The 25581-nt window shown below is 58.3% G+C and carries 21 protein-coding genes; 15 read left to right on the top strand and 6 right to left on the bottom strand.

What is annotated here, in order from left to right:
• The first annotated feature begins 138 nt into the window (after window positions 1-138).
• From F8N85_RS00680 to F8N85_RS00615, 14 genes are all read left to right on the top strand, one after another.
• On the top strand, window positions 139-1230 hold the full coding sequence (locus tag F8N85_RS00680; protein ID WP_150801774.1) for a 3-deoxy-7-phosphoheptulonate synthase: 1092 nt from the start codon (window positions 139-141) through the stop codon (window positions 1228-1230).
• A gap of 290 nt (window positions 1231-1520) precedes the next feature.
• Window positions 1521-2402, top strand: a complete 882-nt coding sequence (locus F8N85_RS00675) for an esterase/lipase family protein (RefSeq protein ID WP_150801773.1) — start codon at window positions 1521-1523, stop codon at window positions 2400-2402.
• 128 nt (window positions 2403-2530) lie between these two features.
• Entirely contained in the window at window positions 2531-2812 is a 282-nt protein-coding gene (locus F8N85_RS00670; protein WP_150642878.1) for a peptidylprolyl isomerase, read from the top strand.
• Between the two features lie 138 nt (window positions 2813-2950).
• Window positions 2951-4819 (top strand): extracellular solute-binding protein, encoded by a 1869-nt coding sequence (locus tag F8N85_RS00665; RefSeq protein ID WP_150801772.1) that lies wholly within the window; start codon window positions 2951-2953, stop codon window positions 4817-4819.
• Window positions 4819-5877 (top strand): microcin C ABC transporter permease YejB, encoded by a 1059-nt coding sequence (locus F8N85_RS00660; RefSeq protein ID WP_150801771.1) that lies wholly within the window; start codon window positions 4819-4821, stop codon window positions 5875-5877. The genes F8N85_RS00665 and F8N85_RS00660 overlap by 1 nt, the downstream gene beginning before the upstream one ends.
• On the top strand, window positions 5877-6899 hold the full coding sequence (locus F8N85_RS00655; RefSeq protein ID WP_191636083.1) for an ABC transporter permease: 1023 nt from the start codon (window positions 5877-5879) through the stop codon (window positions 6897-6899). The genes F8N85_RS00660 and F8N85_RS00655 overlap by 1 nt, the downstream gene beginning before the upstream one ends.
• A 15-nt stretch (window positions 6900-6914) precedes the next feature.
• Window positions 6915-8504 (top strand): ABC transporter ATP-binding protein, encoded by a 1590-nt coding sequence (locus F8N85_RS00650; protein WP_150801769.1) that lies wholly within the window; start codon window positions 6915-6917, stop codon window positions 8502-8504.
• Between the two features lie 43 nt (window positions 8505-8547).
• A complete protein-coding gene (locus F8N85_RS00645) occupies window positions 8548-8787 on the top strand; it encodes a hypothetical protein (protein ID WP_150642873.1) in 240 nt (79 codons plus the stop codon).
• Between the two features lie 17 nt (window positions 8788-8804).
• The gene (locus F8N85_RS00640; protein ID WP_150801768.1) at window positions 8805-10259 is read left to right on the top strand and encodes a sigma-54 interaction domain-containing protein; all 1455 of its coding nucleotides are present in this window, start codon (window positions 8805-8807) and stop codon (window positions 10257-10259) included.
• A gap of 279 nt (window positions 10260-10538) precedes the next feature.
• Complete coding sequence (locus F8N85_RS00635; protein ID WP_150801767.1) at window positions 10539-11930, top strand: GntP family permease; 1392 nt, start codon at window positions 10539-10541, stop codon at window positions 11928-11930.
• A gap of 7 nt (window positions 11931-11937) precedes the next feature.
• Window positions 11938-12711, top strand: coding sequence for a 3-hydroxybutyrate dehydrogenase (locus tag F8N85_RS00630; protein WP_150801766.1), 774 nt, complete (start codon window positions 11938-11940; stop codon window positions 12709-12711).
• Window positions 12712-12918: 207 nt separating this feature from the next.
• Window positions 12919-14874, top strand: a complete 1956-nt coding sequence (locus F8N85_RS00625) for an acetoacetate--CoA ligase (RefSeq protein WP_150801765.1) — start codon at window positions 12919-12921, stop codon at window positions 14872-14874.
• 136 nt (window positions 14875-15010) lie between these two features.
• Window positions 15011-17548: a PAS domain-containing sensor histidine kinase gene (locus F8N85_RS00620; protein WP_150801764.1), complete on the top strand. Its 2538-nt coding sequence runs from the start codon at window positions 15011-15013 to the stop codon at window positions 17546-17548.
• A 56-nt stretch (window positions 17549-17604) separates the two neighbouring features.
• On the top strand, window positions 17605-17880 hold the full coding sequence (locus F8N85_RS00615) for a peptidylprolyl isomerase (protein WP_007932676.1): 276 nt from the start codon (window positions 17605-17607) through the stop codon (window positions 17878-17880).
• A 166-nt stretch (window positions 17881-18046) separates the two neighbouring features.
• On the opposite strand, the gene F8N85_RS00610 is transcribed toward F8N85_RS00615, so the two are convergent.
• The 6 genes from F8N85_RS00610 to F8N85_RS00585 all read right to left on the bottom strand — a co-directional run bounded on the left by F8N85_RS00610 (window position 18047) and on the right by F8N85_RS00585 (window position 24435).
• Complete coding sequence (locus tag F8N85_RS00610) at window positions 18047-18982, bottom strand: sugar kinase (protein WP_150801763.1); 936 nt, start codon at window positions 18980-18982, stop codon at window positions 18047-18049.
• A 149-nt stretch (window positions 18983-19131) separates the two neighbouring features.
• Complete coding sequence (locus F8N85_RS00605) at window positions 19132-20349, bottom strand: amino acid deaminase (protein ID WP_150801762.1); 1218 nt, start codon at window positions 20347-20349, stop codon at window positions 19132-19134.
• Window positions 20350-20411: 62 nt separating this feature from the next.
• Window positions 20412-20801 carry a RidA family protein gene (locus F8N85_RS00600; protein WP_150801761.1) on the bottom strand — a complete coding sequence of 130 codons (390 nt, stop codon included), beginning with the start codon at window positions 20799-20801 and terminating at the stop codon, window positions 20412-20414.
• A 439-nt stretch (window positions 20802-21240) separates the two neighbouring features.
• Window positions 21241-22317, bottom strand: a complete 1077-nt coding sequence (locus tag F8N85_RS00595; protein WP_150801760.1) for a serine/threonine-protein kinase — start codon at window positions 22315-22317, stop codon at window positions 21241-21243.
• Window positions 22314-23372 (bottom strand): serine/threonine-protein kinase, encoded by a 1059-nt coding sequence (locus F8N85_RS00590; RefSeq protein ID WP_150801759.1) that lies wholly within the window; start codon window positions 23370-23372, stop codon window positions 22314-22316. The genes F8N85_RS00595 and F8N85_RS00590 overlap by 4 nt, the downstream gene beginning before the upstream one ends.
• Complete coding sequence (locus tag F8N85_RS00585) at window positions 23356-24435, bottom strand: PP2C family protein-serine/threonine phosphatase (protein ID WP_150801758.1); 1080 nt, start codon at window positions 24433-24435, stop codon at window positions 23356-23358. Before F8N85_RS00585 ends, F8N85_RS00590 begins: the two co-directional genes overlap by 17 nt.
• 698 nt (window positions 24436-25133) lie before the next feature.
• Between F8N85_RS00585 and F8N85_RS00580 the strand changes: the two genes are divergently transcribed.
• Window positions 25134-25406, top strand: a complete 273-nt coding sequence (locus tag F8N85_RS00580) for a hypothetical protein (protein WP_150801757.1) — start codon at window positions 25134-25136, stop codon at window positions 25404-25406.
• The last annotated feature ends 175 nt before the right edge of the window (window positions 25407-25581 follow it).

Raw genomic sequence — 25581 nt, 5'->3', positions numbered from 1 at the left:
TCGGGACAGCCTGCCGCCTCCGATCGGTCACCCACCGGTGGCAAGCACTCACACGTAGCCAATCCGGCCAATTGTCGAACACCCCAGTAGGGCCGAGCGCGCGGGAACGAACCCGCCGCCAGCCCAGGAAGCCCGAATATGAACTCGTCCGTCTCTGCTCTGCCGCTGTCCACCCTGCCCTCTGCCAATGAAGCGCTGACCCTGCGTCTGCCCAGCTCACTGGCGCTCAAGCAGCAATTGCCGCTTTCCACCGCCCTGACCCAGCAAGTCGCCACCCACCGTCAAGCGGTGCGCGCGATCCTCAACGGTGAAGACTCCCGTCTGCTGGTCATCGTCGGCCCCTGCTCTATCCATGACCCGCAATCGGCACTCGAATACGCCGGCAACCTCGCGCGCCTGGCGACCGAGGTCAGCGATCAAATGCTGCTGGTGATGCGCGCCTACGTCGAAAAGCCCCGTACCACTGTCGGCTGGAAGGGCCTGGCCTACGACCCGCAGCTCGATGGCAGCGATGACATGGCGGGTGGCTTGACCCTCTCTCGCGAGCTGATGCGCGAAATGCTGCGCCTGGGTTTGCCGATTGCGACCGAATTGCTGCAGCCAATGGCCGCGGGCTACTTCGATGACCTGCTGAGCTGGGTCGCCATCGGGGCGCGCACCACCGAGTCGCAGATCCACCGGGAAATGGCCAGCGGCCTGAGCATGCCGGTCGGCTTCAAGAACGGCACCGATGGCGGCGTCGCCATTGCCTGTGACGCCATGCGCTCCGCGGCTCATCCCCATCGGCATTTCGGTGTCGACAGCCAGGGGCATCCGGCGATCATTCAGACGGCGGGCAACCCGGATACCCACCTGGTGCTGCGCGGCGGCCATCGCGGGCCGAACTACGACCGTCAAAGCGTCAGCCAGGTGCACAACGACCTGATAAAACTGGCGATCCCGACGCGGATCATGGTGGATTGCAGCCACGCCAACAGCGGCAAAGACCCGTCACGTCAGCCGGCAGTGTTCGCCGATGTGCTCGAGCAACGCTTGCAAGGCGACCATTCGCTGATCGGCATGATGCTTGAGAGCCACCTGTTCGAAGGCTGCCAACCGCTGGGCAAGAACCTGCATTACGGCGTGTCCGTGACCGATGGTTGCCTGGGCTGGGACGCCACCGAGCAACTCCTGCGCCAGGCAGCCCGGCAGTTGCGTGGGTCCGTAACACCTGCGCAAGCGAGCCTTTGATTGGCAATGACCGGCTCGGCCCGGGGCCTGATCGTTCGACAGACCCCGAGCGTCTCCCACCTCGCAGTGGTTGAATAACGATTAATCGCAGGAAGATCCAGCTCAATCTCTAGCCGTCATCGCCGCGGGAGAAGGTTGGATCCGATCACACCTTTACTACAATCCGAATAACCCGACCATTTCTATTCCATTTTCTTCAGAACACCGCGGCTTTTTCCCACCCATTGGCCCTGGCCGCCTGCACTAGAGTGAGGAGGAAACCCGCCCCCTCACTGAAGAAAGGAACGAACATGCAACGGAATGCAGAGACTCAATATCCCATTCTCCTGGTCCACGGACTGTTCGGCTTTGAGCGCATAGGCAAGCTGGAACTCTTCCACGGCATCAAGCCTGCCCTGCGACTCGCTGGGGCGAGAGTCTTCGTCCCTTACCTGTCCGCGGTTCACAGCAACGAACGGCGTGGCGAACAGTTGCTCGCGCAAATCGATCGGCTGCTGCTCGAAACCGGTGCCGCCAAAGTCAATCTGATCGGCCATAGCCAGGGCGCGCTGGCCGCCCGTTATGCGGCCGCGACCCAACCGAAAAAGATCGCCTCGGTGACCTCGGTCAGTGGCCCCAATCATGGCTCCGAACTCGCCGACTACCTGCGCAAGGCATTGACCCCCGGGCAATTGCCGGAGTATGCGGCCGCAGCCGTGATTACCCTGTTTGCCGAGTTTCTGACCTTGCTCAGCACCACCCCGCGGTCGCCCCAGAATGCGATAGCCGCACTCAACGCCCTGACCACCGAAGGCGTAGCAGCCTTCAACCACAAGTACCCGCAGGGCCTGCCGAAAACCTGGGGCGGCAGCGGCAAGGAGCTGGTCAACGGCGTGCGCTATTTCTCCTGGAGCGGCATTCTCACTGGCAACCTGCTCGGTGAAGGGCCGAACCTGCTCGATCCGCTTCACGCCGTATGCCGGGCTCTTTCCGAGTTTTTCAGCACCCCGTCTGAAGGCAACGACGGCTGGGTCGGCCGCTATAGCTCGCACCTGGGCACGGTCATCCGCTCCGATTACCCGCTGGACCATATGGACACCCTCAATCAGACGGCCGGACTGGTGCGCAAAGAGGTCGACCCGGTCGAGCTCTATGTCCAGCATGCCGAACGCCTGAAAAACCTTGGGTTGTGATGCCGTGCCGACCGCTGCCGTGACCAGGGCGCTCCGAAAGCAGGCACCGCCAGGGAACTTTGCCGAGAAATAGCCCACAGAATCCGGTAGGCTCAGCACTTTAATGCAAGTTGAATGGAGTATTTCCCATGGCCAAAGCCACTGCCCGCCACATCCTGGTTGCCTCTGAAGACAAGTGCAACGAACTGAAAGCCCAAATCGAAGCCGGCGCCGACTTTGCTGAAGTCGCCAAAGCCAACTCCACCTGCCCGTCCAGCCGTCAGGGTGGCGATCTCGGCTCCTTCGGCCCAGGCCAGATGGTCAAGGAATTCGACGCCGTGGTCTTCAGCGCACCGATCAACACCGTGCAAGGCCCGGTGAAAACCCAGTTCGGTTATCACCTGCTGGAAGTGACCAGCCGTCAGGACTGATCAATCCGCGATTTTGTGTAAACAACGGCCCGCCTTCTGGTGGGCCGTTGCATTTCAGTGACGCAATTGTGACTGGCGAGGGACACGCCGGTAGCGTACAAATTATCTTCATCGATCACCCGGCTTCTAAGGCTGACAATGCGACTGGCTTTCCCCTTACTGATGCTCACCGTCCTGACCCTGTTACTGGGCGCCACGGCTGCGAATGCCGCACCGCAGCATGCGATGACGGTGTATGGCGAACCCGCCAGATACCCCGCCGGCTTCAGTCACTTTGCCTATGCCAATCCACTGGCCCCCAAGGGTGGCAGCATGCGCCGCTCGGCCATCGAGATCGGCCATTTCGATCATGTGTTGCCCTATATCGACAAGGGCATCGGCGTTTCCCAACTCGATGGCTTGATCTACTCGCCGCTGGCCCAGCGCTCGCTGGATGAGCCCTACACGGTGTACGGCCTGGTCGCGCAAAAGATGGAGCGGGCCGACGACGGTTTGTCGCTGCGCTTTTACCTGAATCCCAAAGCCCGTTTTGCCGACGGCACGCCAATTACCGCCGAGGATGTGCGCTACACCTACGACTTGCTGATGACCCAGGGCAGCCTGCGCTATCGCACCCAGTTCGCCGACGTCAAAGGCCTCGAAGTGGAGTCGCCGCGGACCATCCGTTTCGACTTCAAGAGCAATGAAAACCGCACCCTGCCGCTGGACATCGCGACCTTGCCGGTGCTTCCCGAACACTGGTGGAAAACCCGTGATTTTGCCAATGGCGGCGGCTACGAAGCACCGTTGGGCAGCGGTCCGTATCGAGTCAGCAAGATCGACTCCGGCCGCAGCATCACCTTTGCCCGCAACGCCGACTGGTGGGGCAAGGACCTCCCCGTCAGCCGCGGGCTCTACAATTTCGATCTATTCAGCATCGAGTACTTCGGCGACACCGACGTCGCGCGCCAGGTGCTGCGCGGTGGCGCCTATGATTACAACCGGGAGTTCTCGGCCACCGGTTACTCTATCGGTTACGAAGGCCCGGCCCTGAGTGATGGCCGCCTGCAAAAAGCCCACCTGGCCAAAGAGGCACCGCAACCTTCCCAGGGCTTTGTCTTCAATCTGCAAAACCCGATGTTCCAGGACCGCCGCGTGCGGCAGGCGCTGGCCATGCTCTGGGACTTCGAGTGGAGCAACCGGCAAATGATGCGTGATATGTACATCCGCCAGCAGAGCTACTTTTCCAACACCGCGCTGGCGGCCCGGGCACTTCCGGATGCGGGCGAGCTGGCAATCCTCGAGCCGCTGCGCGGACAGATTCCCGATGAAGTCTTCACCCAGGTATTCGAGGCGCCGAAGACCGATGGCAGTGGCCTGATCCGCGACAAACAGTTGCAGGCACTGGCCCTGCTCGAAGAAGCCGGCTGGAAACCGGACGGTGATCGACTGGTCAATGCCGCTGGCGAGCCCCTGAGTTTCACTTTCCTCAACACTCAAAGTGGCATCGACCGCCTGCTGCTGCCTTACAAACGCACCCTGGCACAGATCGGCATCACCCTGAACATTCGGCGCATCGATTCCTCGCAGTATGTGAACCGGTTGATGGCCCGTGACTACGACATGATCGTCACCGGCTACCCGGTCACCACCTCGCCGGGCATGGAGCTGTACAACTACTTCGGTTCGGCCTCGGCCAATGACCCCGGTTCCAATAACTACATGGCCCTGAAGAATCCGGCGGTCGACAGCTTGATCAGCGGGCTGGTCAAGGCCACCACGGCGCCAGAGATGCTGCGCTATGCCCATGCGCTGGACCGGGTGCTGCAATGGAACTTCTACTGGATTCCCAATTACTACCCACCGGGAACTTCCACCGTGTGGTGGAACCGTTTTGGCAGGCCCGCGGTGCAAGCCAGCAATGACGAAGCCATCGAAACCTGGTGGGAGACCAGCAGCGTGCCGCTGACCAACGAACAGATGGCCGCCGAGCGCATTCGCCGTGGCCAACCCGGAGGGCCGCATTGATGCTGGCTTACATACTGCGGCGCTTGCTGTTGATCATCCCGACCCTGCTGCTGATCCTGCTGGTCAACTTCGTCATCGTCCAGGCAGCGCCGGGCGGTCCGGTGGAACAGGCCATCGCTCACCTGCAAGGGATAGGCGGCGCGGGGATCGGCGGTTCCAGCGAGTCGATGAACCATGGCTCACGGGCCAGTCGCGGCCTCGACCCGCAGCTGATCAAGGACATCGAAAAGCAATACGGCTTCGACAAACCGGCGCCGGAACGCCTGTGGCTGATGCTCAAGAGCTATGCCCGGCTGGACTTTGGCAAGAGCTTCTTTCGCGGCGCCACGGTCACCGACCTGATCCTGGACAAGATGCCAGTGACCATCTCCCTGGGGCTCTGGGCGACGCTCATCACCTACCTGGTGTCGATCCCGCTGGGGATTCGCAAAGCGGTGCATCACGGCAGCCACTTCGACATCTGGAGCAGCACGGCGATTGTCCTCGGCTATGCCATGCCGGCGTTTCTGTTCGCGATGTTCCTGATCGTCGTGTTCGCTGGCGGCACTTCGCTGAACTGGTTCCCGGTGCGCGGCCTGGTCTCGGATAATTTCGAACAGCTGTCGACCCTCGGTAAGATCACCGATTACTTCTGGCACTTGGTACTGCCCGTCACCTCGCTGGTAATCGGCGGCTTCGCCACGCTGACCATTCTCACCAAGAACTCGTTCCTCAATGAAATCACCCGCCAGTACGTGGTCACCGCTCGCGCCAAAGGGCTGAGTGAGCGGCGGGTGCTCTATGGCCATGTGTTTCGCAATGCGATGCTGCTGGTGGTTTCGGGAATTCCCCAGGCGTTTATCAGTGTGTTTTTCGCCGGTTCCTTGTTGATCGAAGTGATCTTCTCCCTCGATGGCCTGGGCCGCATGAGTTACGAAGCGGCGGTCTCGCGGGATTACCCGGTGGTATTCGGCTCGCTGTTTATCTTCACCTTGTTCGGCTTGCTGATAAAACTCATCGGCGACCTCTGCTACACCCTGGTCGACCCGCGTATCGATTTCGCCGCGAGGAACGCCTGATGTTCAGACTCTCGCCCCTGGGCCGTCGACGCTTCGAGCGCTTCAAGAAAAATCGTCGTGGCTGGTGGTCGCTGTGGCTGTTTATCGGCCTGTTCATCCTGACCCTGGGCGGTGAACTGATTGCCAACGACAAACCGCTGGTGCTCAGCTACCAGAATTCATTGTATTTCCCGGTGTTCAAGCGCTACACCGAGCAGGAATTTGGTGGGCAGTTGCCGTTCCAGGCCGATTACCGCAGCGATTATGTGCAGCAGCTTATTCGTCAGGGTCGCGGCTGGATGCTGTTCCCGCCGATCCCGTTCAACGACGACACGCCCAACTACGAGCTCACCCAGCCCGCCCCCAGCCCACCGTCGAAGGTGAACTGGCTTGGCACCGATGACCAGGCCCGCGATGTCATGGCGCGGGTGATTTTCGGCGCCCGGGTGTCGATTCTGTTTGCCCTGGCGCTGACCTTTATCAGCGCGCTGATCGGTATCGCCGCCGGCGCCCTGCAGGGTTACTACGGTGGCTGGGTCGATCTGCTCGGCCAGCGGCTGCTGGAAGTCTGGTCGGGGCTGCCGGTGCTGTACCTGCTGATCATCCTCTCGGGTTTTGTCGAGCCAAATTTCTGGTGGCTGCTGGGGATCATGGCGCTGTTTTCCTGGCTGGCGCTGGTGGACGTGGTGCGCGCCGAGTTCCTGCGCGGGCGCAACCTGGAATACGTCAAAGCCGCCCGAGCCCTGGGCCTGACCGACCGCAAGGTGATCGTGCGGCACATCTTGCCCAACGCGATGAACGCTACGTTGAGCTACTTGCCGTTCATTCTCACCGGAGCGATTTCCACCCTCACCGCCCTCGACTTCCTCGGCTTCGGCATGCCCGCCGGCAGCGCCTCGCTGGGTGAACTGATCGGCCAGGGCAAGCAGAACCTGCAAGCGCCCTGGCTGGGCCTGACGGCGTTTTTCACCCTGGCGTTGATTCTTTCGTTGCTGGTGTTTATTGGCGAGGCGTTGCGTGACGCCTTTGATCCTCGGTCATGAAGTGGACCCAAAAATATGAGTGACAACCTGATCGAAATCCGCGACCTCAGCGTGGCCTTCAACGGCCAGAAGGTAGTGCGCGATCTGTGCCTGGATATCCGTCACGGAGAATGCCTGGCGCTGGTGGGCGAATCCGGCTCGGGCAAATCGGTGACCGCCCACTCGATCCTGCAACTGCTGCCTCAAACGGGTACACACTCCAGTGGCAGCATCCGCTATCGCGGCCAGGAGCTGTTGGGCGCGGATGCCAGCGTGCTGCGAAAGCTGCGCGGCGATCGCATCGCGATGATTTTCCAGGAACCGATGAGCTCCCTCAATCCGCTGCACAGTGTCGAAAAGCAGATCGGCGAGACCCTGCTGCTGCACAAGGGCCTGGGTGGCAGGGCCGCACAACAGCGCATTATCGAATTGCTCGAACTGGTGGGCATTCGCAAACCCCAGGAGCGGCTCAAGGCCTATCCCCATCAGCTCTCTGGCGGCCAGCGACAACGGGTGATGATCGCCATGGCCCTGGCTTGCGAACCGGAACTGCTGATCGCCGACGAACCGACCACCGCGCTGGATGTGACGGTGCAGCGCAAGATCCTGCTGCTGCTCAAATCCCTGCAACAGCGTCTGGGCATGTCGTTGCTGCTGATCAGCCACGACCTCAACCTGGTGCGCAGCATCGCGCAACGGGTCTGCGTGATGCGCGAAGGGCAAATCGTCGAGCAGGCGGACTCCGAGACGCTCTTCACCCAGCCAAAACACCCCTATAGCTGCGTACTGCTCAACGCCGAGCCGGAAGGCGAAGCCTTGCCGCGGGATGAGCGTGAGGCGGTGTTGCAGGTCGATGACCTCAGCGTGGTATTTCCGCTGGGCGGCGGGCTGTTTCAACGCAAGACGTACCTGCGCGCGGTCGATGGCATCAGCCTCAGCCTGCAGCGCGGCAAGACCCTGGGCATCGTTGGCGAGTCCGGTTCCGGCAAATCCACCCTCGGCCAGGCGATCCTGCGTCTGCTCGATTCCGAAGGCAGCATCCGCTTTCAGGGCCAGGCCCTCGACGGCCTGACCCAGAAGCAATTACGGCCCTGGCGCAAACAGATGCAAGTGGTGTTTCAGGATCCGTTCGGCAGCCTCAGCCCACGGATGTCCGTGGCGCAGATCATCAGCGAAGGCCTGGAAGTTCACAGCCAGTCGACCGCTGCCGAATGCGAAGCCCAGGTGATTCGGGTGCTCGAAGAAGTCGGCCTGGATCCGCAAAGCCGCCATCGCTACCCCCATGAGTTTTCCGGCGGCCAGCGCCAGCGCATCGCCATCGCCCGGGCCCTGGTGCTCAAGCCAGCGCTGATTTTGCTGGACGAACCAACCTCGGCGCTGGACCGCACCGTGCAAAAGCAAGTGGTCGCCCTGCTCCGTCAGCTGCAGGAAAAATACGGCCTGACCTACCTGTTCATCAGCCATGACCTGGCGGTGATACGCGCCCTGGCCCACGACATGATCGTGATCAAGGACGGTAAAGTGGTGGAAAGCGGCGCAAGCCATGAGGTGTTCAGTGCGCCGCAGCACCCCTATACCAAAGAACTCCTGGCCGCCGCGCTCCCGCATTCGCCACCGACCCTGTAACCTTGGGCCTATTGCAGCCCATTTTCTTGACCGGACATCACCCATGAGCCCTAACGCAGAACTGTATAACCCCTCCACCGACTACGCCGACAAGCTGATCTCGCGCATTGGCCAGACCCCGACCTGGATCGCCAAGCGCATCGGCGTCACCGATAAGCGTATTCGCTACATCCTCGAAGGTTCGCGTACCGTCAAAGGCGAAACCACCCTGATCCAGATGACCTATCCCGAACAGTTCGCCCTCGAGTGCCTGGCGGCCGAGGCCGGCGCCCGGAAAAAATAAGTTTTTTGAGACCGCCCATGAACGACACCGAAAGCCTCAAGGATTACCAGCGTGTGCGCCTGCTGGCGATCCGCTCGTTGTTCGAGATCATCGAACAATCCAGCGAAGGCACGGTGATCGTCGACCGCGATGCCAACATCGTCTGGATGAACGAACGCTACGCCAAACGCTTCGGCCTCGAATCGGCCGAGGTGGCCATCGGCAAGCCCTGTGAAAGCGTGATCCCCGGCAGCCTGCTGCGCGAAGTGGTGCGCACCGGCCGGCCGATCCTGCTGGACATGCAGGACACCCCGAAAGAGCCGCTGGTGGTGATGCGCCTGCCGATCCATGACGATGCCGGCACGGTGATCGGCGCCATCGGTTTTGCCCTGTTCGATGAACTGCGCAGCCTGTCGCCGATGCTCAAGCGCTACATGAGCATGCAGGAGGAGCTCGCTTCGACCCGCTCGCTGCTGCGGGCGCGGCAGACCAAATACAACTTCGCGCACTTCATCGGCACCAGCGCCGCCAGCCTCGAAGTCAAACGCCGCGCCCGGCGTAGCGCCAGCGCCGACTCGCCGGTATTGCTGCTCGGTGAAACCGGCACCGGCAAGGAATTGCTGGCCCAGGCGATCCATGGCGCCTCGCCACGGGCGCACAAAGCCTTTGTCAGCATCAACAGCGCGGCGATTCCGGAAACCCTGCTGGAAGCCGAATTTTTCGGCACCGCCCCCGGTGCCTTCACCGGTGCCGACCGCAAGGGCCGCAGCGGTAAATTGCAGATCGCCCAGGGCGGCACGCTGTTTCTCGACGAAATCGGCGACATGCCGCTGCCGTTGCAGAGTAAGTTGCTGCGGGTGCTGCAAGAGAAGGAGTTCGAACCGGTCGGCTCCAATGAAGTGATCCAGAGTGATGTGCGGGTCATTGCCGCCACCTCAACTGATCTGCAGGCGGCGATCAAGCGCGGCGAGTTTCGTGCTGACCTGTATTACCGCCTCAACGTGCTGCCGATTCAGGTACCGCCACTGCGCGAACGGCTCGACGATCTGCCGGCGCTGAGCGAAGCCATCCTCGAAGAACTGCGCAGCCAGCATGAGCTCGACAGCGAAGCCCTGGCGCTGCTGGGCCAGCACGCCTGGCCGGGCAACATCCGCGAATTGCGCAATGTGCTGGAGCGCGCGGCGTTGCTCAGCGATGACCTGATGTTGAACGCAGCGGATATCCGCGCGGCAATTGGGACATTCAGTCCGGTGGAGCGTCTTGCGTCTTCGGCACCCGAAGCTATGGTCAATGAGAGTTTCAGCGCGGCGCGGGAGCGGTTTGATCGGCAGTTGATCGAAACGGCCCTCGCGCAATGTGGTGGGAAGGTTATTGAGGCTGCGGCGCGATTGGGGTTGGGGCGGTCGACGTTGTACAAGAAGATGGTGGCGTTGGGGATTGCAGAGTCTCAATATAGAGACATAAATCTCTATATAGAGAAGACCCTTTTTTGAGCGCTAGGCGCTCATCGCGAGCAAGCTCGCTCCCACATTGGATCTGCGTCGGACACATTTTTTGTGTACAACAAAATTCAAATGTGGGAGCGAGCTTGCTCGCGATAGGGCCCTATCTGTTTCAAAAAGTCTCCGATCAGAGACAAATATCTTTATCTCTACCGTCATCTATAAAAATATCCATATATTTCAATTACTTAGTTTACTGGCACGAAACTGGCTATACCCACAGCCACCAAAGATTCACCTCTACAAAAATAACAATCCAGGAGACACACCATGAGTGTGATCATCGCTTTAGCAGCCCTTTCGCTGCTGATGCTCGCCGCCTACCGTGGCTACAGCGTTATCCTCTTCGCCCCGATTGCCGCCCTTGGCGCGGTACTGCTCACTGACCCTTCCGCTGTCGCTCCGGCCTTCACCGGGGTGTTCATGGAGAAAATGGTCGGTTTCATCAAACTGTATTTCCCGGTGTTCCTGCTTGGTGCGGTGTTCGGCAAGCTGATCGAGCTGTCCGGCTTCTCGCGCTCGATCGTCGCCGCGGCCATTCGTTTGCTTGGCACCCGCCAGGCAATGTTGGTGATCGTGCTGGTCTGCGCCCTGCTGACCTACGGCGGTGTGTCGCTGTTCGTGGTGGTGTTCGCGGTCTACCCGTTTGCCGCGGAGATGTTCCGCCAGAGCAATATCCCCAAGCGCCTGATCCCGGCGACCATCGCCCTGGGTGCGTTCTCCTTCACCATGGACGCCCTGCCCGGCACCCCGCAGATCCAGAACATCATCCCTAGTACCTTTTTCAATACCACCGCCTGGGCCGCGCCGTGGCTCGGGCTGATCGGCGCGATCTTCGTGTTCTGCGCCGGCATGCTCTATCTGCAACGCCAGCGCAACAAAGCCCAGCGCTCGGGCGAAGGCTACGGCACCGAGCTGCGCAACGAGCCGGAAACCGCCCCAGACATCAAGCTGCCCAACCCCTGGATCGCCCTCTCGCCGCTGCTGCTGGTCGGCCTGATGAACCTGCTGTTCACCCACTGGATCCCACTCTGGTACGGCAAGACCCACAGCCTCAGCCTGCCGGGCATGGCCGTACCGGTGCAAACCGAAATCGCCAAGCTCACCGCGATCTGGGCGGTCCAGGCGGCGCTGCTGGTGGGCATCATCATGGTGCTGGTGTTCGGCTTCCAGGCGATCCGCGGCAGACTCGCCGAAGGCAGCAGAAGCGCGGTCAGCGGCGCGCTGCTGGCGGCGATGAACACCGCTTCGGAATACGGCTTCGGTGCCGTAATTGCCTCGCTGCCGGGCTTCCTGGTGCTGGCCGACTGGCTCAAGAGCATTCCCAACCCGCTGGTCAATGAAGCCATCACTGTCACTCTGCTGGCAGGTATTACCGGCTCGGCCTCGGGCGGCATGAGCATCGCCCTGGCGGCGATGTCCAACAGCTTTATCGCGGCGGCCAATGCGGCCAATATTCCGCTGGAAGTCCTGCACCGGGTCGCGGCCATGGCCAGCGGCGGCATGGACACCCTGCCGCACAACGGCGCGGTGATCACCCTGCTGGCGGTTACCGGCCTGACCCACCGCGAAGCCTATAAAGATATTTTCGGCATCACCATCATCAAGACCCTCGCGGTCTTCGTGGTGATCGGCACCTTCTACGCCACCGGCATTGTGTGAGGAACTTATGACTAATCTTTCCGGCAAAACCGCACTGGTCACCGGCTCCACCAGCGGCATCGGCCTGGGCATCGCCCTGAGCCTGGCCAAGGCTGGCGCCAATCTGATTCTCAATGGTTTTGGTGATGCCTCGGCGGTCATCGCAGAAGTTGCCCAGTTCGGCGGCAAGGTCGGTCATCATCCGGCCGATGTCAGCGACCCAGCGCAGATCGCCGAGATGATTGCCTATGCCGAGCGCGAATTCGGCGGCGTCGACATTCTGGTGAACAACGCCGGCATCCAGCATGTGGCGCCCGTGGAAGACTTTCCGCTGGAGCGCTGGGACGCAATCATCGCCATCAACCTCTCTTCGGTGTTCCATGGCACCCGGCTGAGCCTGCCGGGCATGCGCGCCAAAGGCTGGGGACGGATCGTCAACATCGCCTCGGTGCATGGCCAGGTCGGTTCGGCGAACAAGTCAGCGTATGTCGCCGCCAAGCATGGGGTGATCGGCCTGACCAAAGTGGTCGGCCTGGAAACCGCCACCACCAACATTACCTGCAACGCCATCTGCCCGGGCTGGGTGCTGACCCCGCTGGTGCAGAAGCAGATCGATGCGCGCATTGCCACAGGCGTCGACCCGCAGCAGGCGCAACATGATCTGCTGGCCGAGAAACAGCCTTCGCTGGAGTTCGTCACTCCACCGCAGTTGGGTGAACTGGTACTATTTTTGTGCAGCGAAGCCGGCAGCCAGGTGCGTGGCGCGGCGTGGAACATCGATGGTGGGTGGTTGGCGCAATAGCCCGACATACACTGTGGCGAGCGGGCTTGCCCGCGCTGGGCTGCGAAGCGGCCCCAAAACCTGCTACCGCGACTCTTCAGGTCGAACGCATCCGCCGGTTTACGACTGCTTCGCAGCCGAGCGTGGGCAAGCCCACTCGCCACAAAAGCTCGCCAGTCACATCAATCTGTGTGCATGTAATAAAACAATAAAAGAAAAGGGCCCGCTATGTCCGAAATCCTCTGGCAACCCAGCGCCGAGCGAATCAGTAAGACCCACATGGAGGTCTTCCGACGGTTCATCAATCATCGCCACGACCTCGACATTGCCGACTACTGCGCCCTGCACCAATGGAGCGTCGAGCAGCGCGAAGCGTTCTGGCAGGCCATAGTCGACTTCTTCGACATCGAATTTCATACCCCGCCCAGCGCAGTGCTGGTCGAAGGCTTGGCGATGCCCAGCGCCCAGTGGTTTCCCGGGGCCACGCTGAACTTTGCCGAACACCTGCTGCGCCGCCGTGACAATTGCCCGGCGATTATCTCCATCCGCGAGAACGGCCAGCGCGAACAATTGACCTACGCCGACCTGGCGAAACATGTAGCCGGCCTGCAAAAGAGCCTGCGAGCGGCTGGGGTCGGCGTTGGCGACCGGGTTGCTGCCTGTATGCCCAATTCCTGGCAAACCCTGGTCGGCATGCTTGCCACCACCAGCCTGGGGGCGATCTGGTCCTGTTCCTCGCCGGATTTCGGCACCCAAGGGGTGATCGACCGCTTCGGCCAGATCGAACCCAAGGTGCTGATCACCTGCGCCGGCTACCGCTATGCCGGCAAAGAGCTCGACCAGACCGCGAAGATCAACGAGATTCTCCAGCGCCTGCCCTCCCTGCAGCAATTGATCATCGTGCCCTATGCGCGACCCCAGACTCGCGTCGAGGATTACCAGAGTCCGGCCAAGGTGGCGCTCTGGAATGATTTCTACCAGGCCGCTGGCGAGCCCGAATTCGTCGCGGTGCCCTTCGACCATCCGCTGTACATCCTCTATTCCAGCGGCACCACCGGTGTACCAAAATGCATCATCCACAGCACCGGTGGCGTACTGCTGCAACACGTCAAGGAACATGGCCTGCACGTCGATCTGGGGCGTGACGATCTGCTGTTCTACTACACCACTTGCGGCTGGATGATGTGGAACTGGCTGGTCTCGGCGCTGGCGGTCGGTGCCAGTGTGCTGCTGTACGACGGCTCACCGTTTCATCCAGGGCCGGCGCGTTTGATCGACCTGATCGACAGCGAACAGATCACTGTGTTCGGCACCAGTCCCAAGTACCTCGCGAGCCTCGAAAGCGCTGGCGTGCAGCCGCGCCACAGCCACCAGCTGGACAGTCTCAAGACCCTTCTGTCGACCGGCTCGGCGCTCTCGCCGCAAAGCTATGACTATGTCTACCGCGAGATCAAAAGCGATCTGTGCCTGGCGTCGATGTCCGGCGGCACCGACATCGTTTCCTGTTTTGCGGCCGGCAATCCGCTGTTGCCGGTGCGCCGTGGCGAGATGCAAGGCAAGGGTCTGGGCATGGCCATTGAAGTGTGGAACGACGCCGGCCAGCCAGTCGTCGGCGAGAAAGGCGAACTGGTCTGCACCCGGCACTTCCCGGCGATTCCTATCGGTTTCTGGAACGACCCGCAGCAGGAAAAATTCCGCGCCTCGTATTTCAGCCAGTTCCCTGGTGTATGGGCCCAGGGTGACTATGCCGAACAACTGCCCCATGGCAGCCTGATGATCCATGGCCGTTCGGACGCGGTGCTCAACCCGGGGGGCGTGCGCATCGGCACTGCGGAAATCTACCGCCAGGTGGAAAAAATCGAGCAGGTGCTGGAAAGCATCGCTATCGGCCAGAGCTGGCAGGACGACGTGCGCGTGGTGCTGTTTGTGCGCCTGCGTGAAGGCGTAGAACTCGATGCAGCGCTCGAGGAAGAGATTCGCCAAGTGATCCGCAGCAACACCACGCCGCGGCATGTACCGGCGAAAATCCTCGCCGTCACCGATATCCCCCGCACCATCAGTGGCAAGATTGTTGAGCTGGCGGTGAGGAACGTGGTGCATGGGGAGGTGGTGAAGAATACCGATGCACTGGCCAATCCGCAGGCATTGGAGCAGTTTCGCGACCGCGCAGAGCTGAAGGTGTAAAATCCGGACTCACCCCTAAAACACCCATTCGAATAGAATAAATCGATAAATGCGACTTTTTGAGGTATTGAACGTCTAAAGCCTGAAAGCATCCTAGATACAACAGCCCCAAGGCTTCCCCCTCAGGATCCATCCGATGAACGAATCGCCCACCGGCAGTGAAGCCCAGGCACTGATAGCCCGTCTGGACTGGACGCAAAGTCCGCTGGGCGAGCCCGGCAACTGGCCGCAAAGCCTGCGCACGGCCGTGGATATCGTGATTCATTCGCCGATGCCCATGTTGCTGCTGTGGGGCCCGCAGCTCACGCAAATCTACAACGACGGCTTCGCCCTGTTGGCCGGCCACAAGCACCCGCAGGCCTTCGGACAGCCGACGCACCTGATCTGGCCGGAACTCCAGGACTTCACCGCGCCCATCTACAATGCCGTGCTGCAGGGCCAGGTGCGCACCTACAGCGAACAGTGTTTCAACCTGCAACACCTGGGCCGCGACTCCGAGCTCTGGCTGGATCTGACCTACAGCCCGATCCGCGATGAACACGGGCAGGTCGCCGGAATTCTGGTCACCGCCATCGAGACCAACGAACGTCGGCGGGTCGCGCTGGAGCTGAAACTGCGCTCCGAGGCCAGTATCAAGGCTCAGCACGAGTCCGAAGAGCGCCTGCAACTGGCGCTCTCGGCCACCGAGGGGGTGGGCACCTGGGACTGGGATATCGCTGAGGATCGCTTTATTGCCGATCCACACTTTGCCCAACTGCATGGGATCGATCCTGCCCAGGCCGGGCAACGGCCCATCAGCGACTATCTGACCGCCGTCCACCCGCAAGACCGAGTAATGGTCGCCCGCAGCATCAAGTACTGCATCAACCATGGCACTGAATATGCCGAGGAATACCGTCTGCTGCTGCCCGACGGCCAACTGCGCTGGGTGTTTGCCCGTGGCCGCTGCTACAAGGATCATCATGGCCGGCCGATCCGCTTCCTCGGTGCCGCGCTGGACCTGACAGATCGCAAGCAGGTGGAGCAAGCGCTGCGCCAAAGCCAGACCGAGCTGCAGCTGATCATCAATGCCATGCCGGTGCTGATCGGTTATGTCGACAACGAACAGCGCTTTCGGCTGAACAACGCCGCCTACCTGGAGTGGTACGGCATGACCCCGCAAGAGCTGTACGGCAAAACCATCCGCGAAGTCATCGGCGAAGAACTGTATGCCGCCCGCGCCGAACAGATCACCGCGGCCCTCGCCGGCCAGCCTTGCAGCTTCGAGGCGCAATCCTTCCACCGTGACGGTCGCCCGCGCCATGCGCTGATGAAGTACCTACCGCGCCATGGTGCCGACGGCGCGATCAATGGCTTCTACATCTTTGTGATCGATGAAACCGAGCGCAAACAGACCGAAGCCGCCCTGCGCAACCTCAACGAAACCCTGGAAGAACGTGTCGCCGCCCGGACCCGGGAACTGGCCGAAACCAACCTGCGCCTGCAAAACGAAATGTTCGAACGCGAGCGCGCCGAGGAGGCACTGCGTCATGCGCAGAAAATGGAAGCCCTCGGCCAGCTCACCGGCGGCATCGCCCATGACTTCAACAATATGCTCACCGGGATTATCGGCAGCCTCGACCTGATGCAACGGTATATTGCCGATGGCCGTAGCGCCGAGATTGGCCGTTTCACCGAAGCGGCAGTGTCCTCGGCCAACCGCGCCGCCGCCCTCACCCATCGGCTGCTGGCGTTCTCCCGCCGGCAATCGCTGGACCGCAAACCCATCGACCCCAACCAGTTGGTGCACTCGCTGGAAGACCTGTTCAGCCGCACTAAAGGCGAGCACATCAACCTCAAACTGCAGCTGGCCAACGAAGTCTGGCCGGTCAGCACCGACGCCAGCCAACTGGAAAATGCCTTGCTCAACCTGGTGATCAACGCCCGCGATGCCATGCCCAATGGCGGCGAACTGCTGATCGAAACCTCCAACAGCTACCTGGACGGCACGGATATCAGCACCCTGGAACCGGTCAAGGCCGGCGACTACGTGATGATTGGCGTCACCGACAACGGCAGCGGCATGACCCCTTCGGTGCTGGCCAAAGCCTTCGACCCGTTTTTCACCACCAAACCCATCGGTCAGGGCACGGGCATGGGTTTGTCGATGATCTATGGTTTTGCCCAGCAATCGGGTGGTCATGTCAGCCTGTCCAGTCTCCCCGGCCAGGGCACCAGTGTGCGCCTGTATCTCCCGAGGCTTTACCTCGCGGCCGTGGAAAAAACCCAGACGGTCAGCCCCCGGGCCACGCCACCGGCCATCGCCGGTGAAACCGTGGTGCTGGTAGAAGACGACCCGGCGGTACGGATGCTGGTGCTCAATGTGCTGGATGAGCTGGGGTACAACGCCCATGAAGCTGAAGACGCAAAAACCGCACTGCCGCTGCTGGAGTCCGACCTGCGGGTCGACCTGCTGGTGACCGACGTCGGCCTGCCAGGCATGAATGGCCGGCAATTGGCGGAAATCGCCCGCCAGAGTCGCCCGCAGCTCAAAGTGCTGTTTATGACCGGTTACGCCGAAAAAGCCCTCGATCGCCAGGGTTTCCTTGAAGAAGGCATGGACATGGTGGCCAAGCCGTTTTCCATCGACGTGCTGGCCAACAAGATTCGCACGATGATCAGCCAGAACAGCTGAGTTTCGGGCATAATCGCGCGCCCCGCTGACACCACCGCTTCAAGGTAACTGCCCCGATGAAAGCTCAAGCCCGCCATATCCTGGTGAAAACGGCCGAAGAAGCCGAACAACTCAAGCAGCGTATCGCCAAAGGCGAAGCCTTCGATGTGTTGGCCAAGAAGTACTCCACCTGCCCCTCCGGCAAGCGCGGCGGAGACCTGGGCGAAGTACGGCCAGGGCAGATGGTCGGCGCCATCGATCAAGTGATTTTCAAGAAACCGCTGCGCACCGTGCATGGGCCGATCAAGAGCAAATTCGGCTATCACCTGGTGCAGGTGTTTTATCGGGATTGAAAAGGTCTCGGTGAGGCTTTTTGTAGGAGCTGCCGCAGGCTGCGATCTTTTGATCTTGTAGGAGCTGGCGAAGCCTGCGATCTTTTGGCGTCGGCAACATCGCAGAAGATCAAAAGATCGTCCGAACGCGGCCCGAGCCTTCGGCAGCTCCTACATGGGGCCGCATTCAATCTCTAGGGATCAATGCCCCCGGCACTTGTATCACCCTGCTCGCCAACCGATGCCCGGCTTCAGCCGCCTGTACCGGGCTCCCTCCACCGAGCCGGCTGGCCAGGTACGCCGCACTGAACGAATCCCCCGCCGCCGTGGTATCGACCACTCGCTCGACCACCTGCGCCGGCACTGCAAAATACTCGCCCGCGCAACGAATCAAACAGGCCTCGGCGCCGCGCTTGAGCACCACTTCCGGGATACCGATCTGCTCATACTCGGCAAACACCGCGGCGTCATCGGCAGAATCGAACAGCGCCTGCTCGTCATCGACGGTCAGCAACGCCAGGTCGACATAGGGCAACACGGCGCGATACGCCGTCCGCGCCTCCTCGACCGAAGCCCACAAGCGTGGCCGGTAATTGTTGTCGAAGACAATTCGCGCGTGCCGTTGTCTCGCTTCGATCAGCGACTCGAGCAGCTTCTCCCGCCCTTGAGCGCCCAACACCGCCAGGGTGATGCCGCTGAAATACAGCACATCGTAATCCGCCAGTGCCGCCAGAATCGGCGCGGCCGCAGGCAGAGTGAAGCAGTCACGCACCGCCGCTTCATTGCGCCAATAGAGAAAGCGCCGCTCTCCGCGGGCGTCGGTCTGGATGCAATACAAACCGGGCAAGCGCCCCGGCAGACGCTGGACCATGCTCAGGCCAATGCCCTCGCCCGCCCAGCTTTGGCACATGGCATCGCTGAAGCTGTCATCGCCCAGGGCCGTGACGTAATCCACTCTGGCCCCTTCGCCCAGTTCGCGGGAGAGATAGACCGCGGTGTTCAGCGTGTCGCCACCGAAGCTCTGTTGCAGGCTGCCGTCGGCGCGTTGCTGCAACTCGATCATGCACTCGCCGATCAGCGCGATGCGCGGGGGGTTGGGGCCGGGATTGTGGATGGTGTTCATTGTTGTAGGTTCTCAATCATTCAGGTGCTTCGGTGCCTGCAAGATCGTCATCGCGAGCAGGCTCGCTCCCACAGGGCATCGCGATCCCCGTGGGAGCGGCGGTGCGGTGATCCGACTTGCCCGCGAATAGCCACACCTCGACCTCAAGCCTAGAAACAGGTTTCCATGCTTTCGATGACATTTAACTGCTCATCCACCAGACACCCGCTGCGCCACTTGTCGAAGGTCAGGCAGGGGTGGGAAGTGCCAAAGGAGATGATGTCCCCCACGCGCAACTCGCAACCGGGCGCCACCGTCATGAACGCATGCTGGTCCATCACCGCCGTCACCTCGCAGGCACTGACGTCGTCACCCTTGGCCGGCAGCACACCGGCCTTGTAACGCAACAGCGGCACCGGCAAACCGGCGTCGTAGGCGACATCGCGCTTGCCCAGGGCGATCACTGCGAACCCCGGTTCCGGCAACGACTGCACATGGGCCCAGACTTCCAGCGCCGGGCGCAGGCCTTCGTGCAAGTCGCTGCGCCGATCGAGCACGCAGCACTGCGCTTCTTTGTAGATGCCATGGTCGTGGGCCACATAACTGCCGGGCCGCAGCACGCTAAGGAAACGTCCGCTGGCGTTCTGTGTCTCGAAGGATTCGGCGATCAGGTCATACCAGGCCGAACCCGACGCTGTGATGATCGGCTTGTCGATAGCGAAGGCGCCGCTGTCTTGCAACTCCACCGCCAGACGGACCAACGAGTCGGCAAACTGTCGAATCCCGCTCACGGCCTGGTCGCCGTGGATCACCCCTTCATAACCTTCGATACCGGTCAGGGCCAGCGCCGGTTGCGCCTTGATCGCCTGCGCCAGATCCAGCACCTCCTGTTCGCTGCGGCAACCGCAGCGACCGCCGACCACGCCGTATTCGATCATCACGTTCAGGCGCACTCCGCGCGCGGCGAAAAAAGCCCCGAGGTCGGCGACGTTGTCCGGGTGATCGACCATGCAATGGAATTCAAAAGAGCGGTCCGCCAGCAACTCGGCAATCAACGCCATGTTCGGCGCGCCGACCAACTGATTGGCCATCAGCACCCGGCGCACGCCATGGGCATACGCCGCACGGGTCTGCACCGCAGTGGCCAGGGTGATACCCCAGGCGCCCTGCGCCAACTGCCGACGAAACAGCGCCGGGGTCATGCTGGTCTTGCCATGGGGCGCCAGTTGCGCGCCGCTGTTGCTGACGAAGTCCTGCATCCAGCGAATATTGTGCTCAAGGGCTTCACGGTGCAGCACCAGCGCCGGCAGGCTGACGTCTCGCACCAGATTGGCACCGGGTTGGGCGGCGCCCTTTTCCACGGCAGCGATTTTCAAGGCAGAAGGCATGATCCGATTCCTCGCAAACGCGGCTGTGAGCAGCCGCTTTTATTCAATGCAAACACCGTGTGCTAGACCTTCTTCTTGTACGCAACACAATCAATCTCGACCTTGCAGTCCACCATCATGTTCGCCTGCACACAGGCCCGGGCCGGGGCGTGTTCGCTTTTGAAGTACTCGGAAAACACTTTGTTGAAACTCCAGAAATCCCGCGGATCCTCCAGCCACACCCCGGTACGCACCACATCTTCCAGACCATAACCGGCCTCTTCGAGGATAGCGATCAGGTTGCGCATGGCCTGATGAGTCTGCTCGACAATCCCGCCGCTGATGATCTCGCCATCCAGCGCCGGGACCTGGCCGGACACGTACAGCCAGCCATCGGCTTCGACTGCGCGGGCGAAAGGACGAGGCTGGCCGCCACCGGCGGTGCTACCGGTGCCGTAACGAGTAATGCTCATGGGTGTTCCTCCTGATTGAAAATAAGTGTTCTGAGAGTTTCGCCAGATTAGGTCCCGGGCGACAATTAGTCCGCTATACAAGAATCAAGTTCACTATAACGGAACACACCACAGAAAGTCGTGCCACAGTAGCGGGAGAAATCTTGCAAGGATTTAAAAGCATATTGAATCAAGGGTGGGAAGGTGGCTGAAGTACATTACGCAAGGCACACAGAACGAGCGCTACCGTTTGCTAGAGGGACACCAGTAACAGGAGGTACATATGCCTTAAGGCGACTCAAAAAAGTAAAAAATATTTCGTGACACATTAAATGTTTTATATAGTGTTGAATAGTAGCTAACACAAGAGTTTTACATTCGCATTATATACAACCTAAAGAAACGAATTTCAAGAGACTTCGAGGAGTCCAGCTAGACTCCCCTCTCTCACATCCAACAACTATGGCTTTATCACCAAGACAGGATGTGCTCTTTCGTTTGGAGCACCAGGAAAACTCGAAAAACAAATATGATTATTGTCGGCCTCATTTGGTCGCGTAGGACCATACGCACTTTCCATGCTAAAAAACACAGTTTTATTTACCGTACTAGCAAAGCCACTATAACCATGCTGTATCAGCTTATCCACTGTACCCTCCTCTCTATCGACGGCCAAATAACAAAGCTCTCGGCAACTCAACGCTAAACTCTCTGCGGTAGGTCGCGCTACTGGATCGTAATTCAAGCAGGAATTTATTATTTTTTGAAGTTCAAGAGACAGCGGCCGAAACTGGGCTTTATTTGTCATAAAAAGCGGCCATTCTTTCCTGTTCTGCGTCTTAACATTTACAGCTGCTTCTAGGTAGAGACCGAATGGATACTCTCCGGTAAGCAACCTAAACATCATCGCGCCTAATGACCAGATATCAGCTGGAGAACCAGATAACTCTCCCGGCTTCTTAAACATCATCTCAGGAGCCATAAAAGGTAGCGCCCCTTTAATAGTTCCAGAGGTAGAGTTCGTGAGATCACCTCTATTATGCGCTTCATCGAAAACTTCCGCTGTAAGTGTGGCAATTCCGAAATCTGTAATTTTTAAATTCTGAAGATTCACACCACGACTTACCATAACATTACTAGGTTTCAAATCTCTATGAATTACGCCAACACGATGCGAGGCTTGAATCCCTTTTGCCAAATGATGAAGTACGTGGGCACCCAAATGAGGATCAAGGCATCCAAACCGAACAAGCTTTTCCTCTAAAGTCTCACCATCCACAAACTCTTCAATGAGGTAAACACATTCACCATCCTCAACATAATCAAAAGTCTTAGCAACATTATGATGATTAACTTTTGCAGCTATTATCGCACTATTCTTGAATCTTCGTGCAACCTGGCCAGGCTGAGGAGTCTTCAAAGCAACATCTATTTCAAGCAATAGATCTCGAGCACAATAAACCTCTTGCATCCCACCTCGCCCGACATGCCTAAGCACTTCATACCTTCCAGCAATTATATTGCCTGGAGAGATCATGACATCACCTCTGGATTAGAGATATCGAATGTGACAAATTTTCTTGTGCTCCCAACAACAATCGTAATAACACAACAAGCGGGTAATTCATCCCCAACCGCCGCTGGCACATTATTTATGTAAATTGAGCCAGCCAATGAGTTTACGACAAAAATCAACCCATCGTACCGAATAGAAATTGAAACAGAAGGGCTAATTATAATATTTGCTACCGCCGCACCTGCATGAAGCTCATGAATATTTTCACCAACAACCAACAACCCTCGATGCTTATTAAATAATAAGTGTTTTCTTAATACCTTCTCAACAGCGCACATAGGTGGCCGACTTGAGCTCAAAGTACTTAGACACTCTTCGATTAATTTAACAACCTCAGATGGCAGACCACTTAAACACCCGCTCAGGCCATCTTTATTCAACGGCTGCGGCGGGTACTTAAACAATTCCTCCGGGATTTTCCGTTCCTTAATCAAAGCCAGCGTGGTAATTGCAAATGCATAAACATCTACGGCCTGATCAAAGCTTACAGCATTTCGAGACCAAAGTTCAGGAGCCATAAAAAATGGAGTACCTATTGCACTCACCGTGTGAGCATCAACACCAGAGTTTCTCGAAAGTCCGAAATCCAGAATTTTTGCGACACCACCCGCATTCAAAATTATGTTATTCGGCTTAATATCACGGTGAATGATTCCCGCATCATGAATAGCGGTCAAACCACACGCGACTTGCCATAGAACGTTTAATAATTCGTCATCTACATTATAGGAGTGAGGAACCAAAGTATTTCCATCTACATACTCAAGAACCAGCGCAGGTTTCGTCACTCCATGATCATCAACAACCTCAACCACATCATAAAGTTGCACCACGTGTTTTGAGCGCAATTGCAGAAGAGCTTTTTGCTCATCGAGCAAACGGCGATTTTCTTCACCCTGTTTTAGAACCTTGAAAACAACCTTCCGATCAAGATGCAAATCTGTACACGCGTGAACCTCTCCCATGCCACCCGCAATGGAGTGACCAGCAGCGGAATATCTATCTGGAACTATCATCACTACCCTCCGTGCTAGCGTCCATCTGAATAACTATCTGAAGTTTGTCTTTTGGCTCTTTTGGCTCTTTTGGTTTTTTTCTCGAACGAGAGATTCTTTTTACCTTCACCGCATCAATGATTGGTTTTTTTTCAGTTACAATACCCTCTTTGACAATAGGCAAGATAGCCGCTTCAGCCTTAGCTTCAGCCTCGACAGGGACCTGTACGTGTTCTTGCTTAACACGAAGTAGATGAAGCTCAGCAAATGCATCCCACACCTCTAAGCTTTCACTTTTAGCCTCCAAAAGTAACTGCTCAACTCTATTTATGGACAGCACCGCTAAAGATGCATTATCGGGGGCTCCACTCCATCTAGCCAATGCGCTCAATCGGCTGACAGCCTGCGAGGGATCCACTACATTTGCAAATATATCCTGCAACGTTTGATGATGAATAAAATGCACCCCGTCAGAGGTGACTAGCAGCCTATCATAATCTGGTGTAATATATTTAACATGGGCATTCAGCCCATCACCCATCCCTATAAACTGAAGTAACTCTCTACCATGCCCTCCAACCACCTCCTCTAGAGAGTCATCAATTGTGAGCCGATTCAGAACTCGCCGATCAACACCTGACTCAGCATAAATACGACTATCACCAACATTCAAACTGATAGCACTACCATCCAAATCGATTAAAACTGCCGATAAAGTAGCTCCTCCATACCCTCTATAGTAATCATAAACTGCTGAATTCGATTCATTTGCTGCGAGTCTCATTTTATCAATTAAAGACTCATTTCGGGATCGCACAAGAGAAGAAAAGAAAACCGATATTGCTATTGAAGCGCATTCCCCTCCATTTTTCATGCCTCCCATTCCATCAGATAAGGCTACTACTAAAAATGACCTATCCGACCAAGAAGATGCGCCAACTTTCAAACAAGCAACGCGATCTTGGTTCTCCTTCCTCACCAGACCTATATCTGTAGCAAGTGCGATAGATGGACGAGAAGTGCTTCCATTGCTTCTATCAACCACACTTCTAGATAACCAATTAATCAGGTACTCACTTAACATTTAGTATCCCACTACGTAATTTACTCACAAAGCACACAAACTCAATAAATGAACAACTCAGCAGTAAAAAAGTCATCCCTATTAAGCATGCTCATAAAATTTATGACCTCAGGAATGCAAGCACCACCCACACTCCTTGCCCCCAGAACAATTCTGATGAGGTATTAATAAACAGTCTATCTCGCACCACCCTCATTGAAAGTCCTCCTTAACTTCACAACTATTGCGACCATCCACAACATCTACACTACCTTCAGGCTTTCGCATCATGCGCCCGTCGACTGCACGCCCGCAAGAGCCATGCTGCGACGCAAACTCCTGGGCGTTAAAAGCACATGAACACAAATATTTCTTCAGTTTTAGCAAATTAATCAAAAAAACATCGATTACCTGCGTAGGAGCACCTTGCTCGGGTTTCAAGCTGCTTGCAAGCCCCAATCAAGGACGCTTATAGTTCGCCCCGTTGCTGCCAATTCAGCGACCGGACTTGGCCGTCTGATCTCAAGCGCACAAGCGCTCACCATACAAAGGCATGCGCTTTTTTTGCGTCTGCGCTTTCGTGTTATGGCGACTGTGCGTGGGACACCTTCGGGTGTGCCGGGAGCTTGAGACCGGTCGGCCAACCCGCGCACAGTTGCCACCCTTACTCGCTTGGCCGCGAGCGGTGGCAGCTTTTCTCAAGCTATGGAGCCACTATCATGAAATACCTTTCTCTCAACCTCCACGAATCCGAAAACTCTGTACTGTATTTCGACAGCGAAGCCAGTAACAGTGATTTGCTTGCATGCGCCACCCAACGTTTTCGCGCCGCGCGGGATTTGCTGAGTGGTTTGACGTGCGTTGCAACCACCAACACCGACGCGCGTGATCTTCTGGCGGTTACCGAGGCGACAGCGATTTTGTTGCAGGACGGTTGCAGTGTGTTGACTGAAATGGAGCGACGAGGCTGGAGTGAGGGTCGAACGGCCTGAGGAGATCAGGGCATTTGTGAACACTCGCCTGGTTCTGCATCGATGCCAGTCAGTTAACAAAAATCTATGGTGGGATGCTCGTCTTAAAATTCTTGACTGACCGGTATTGGGGCAAGCTCCTACGCTGGATTTTCATCGATCACATAACCCGCGATCGACTCGAAACCTGTGGGAG

It is taken from the genome of Pseudomonas fluorescens (assembly GCF_902497875.1).
GTDB classification, from domain to species: domain Bacteria; phylum Pseudomonadota; class Gammaproteobacteria; order Pseudomonadales; family Pseudomonadaceae; genus Aquipseudomonas; species Aquipseudomonas fluorescens_BR.
This window is presented reverse-complemented; position numbering and strand designations above follow the sequence as displayed.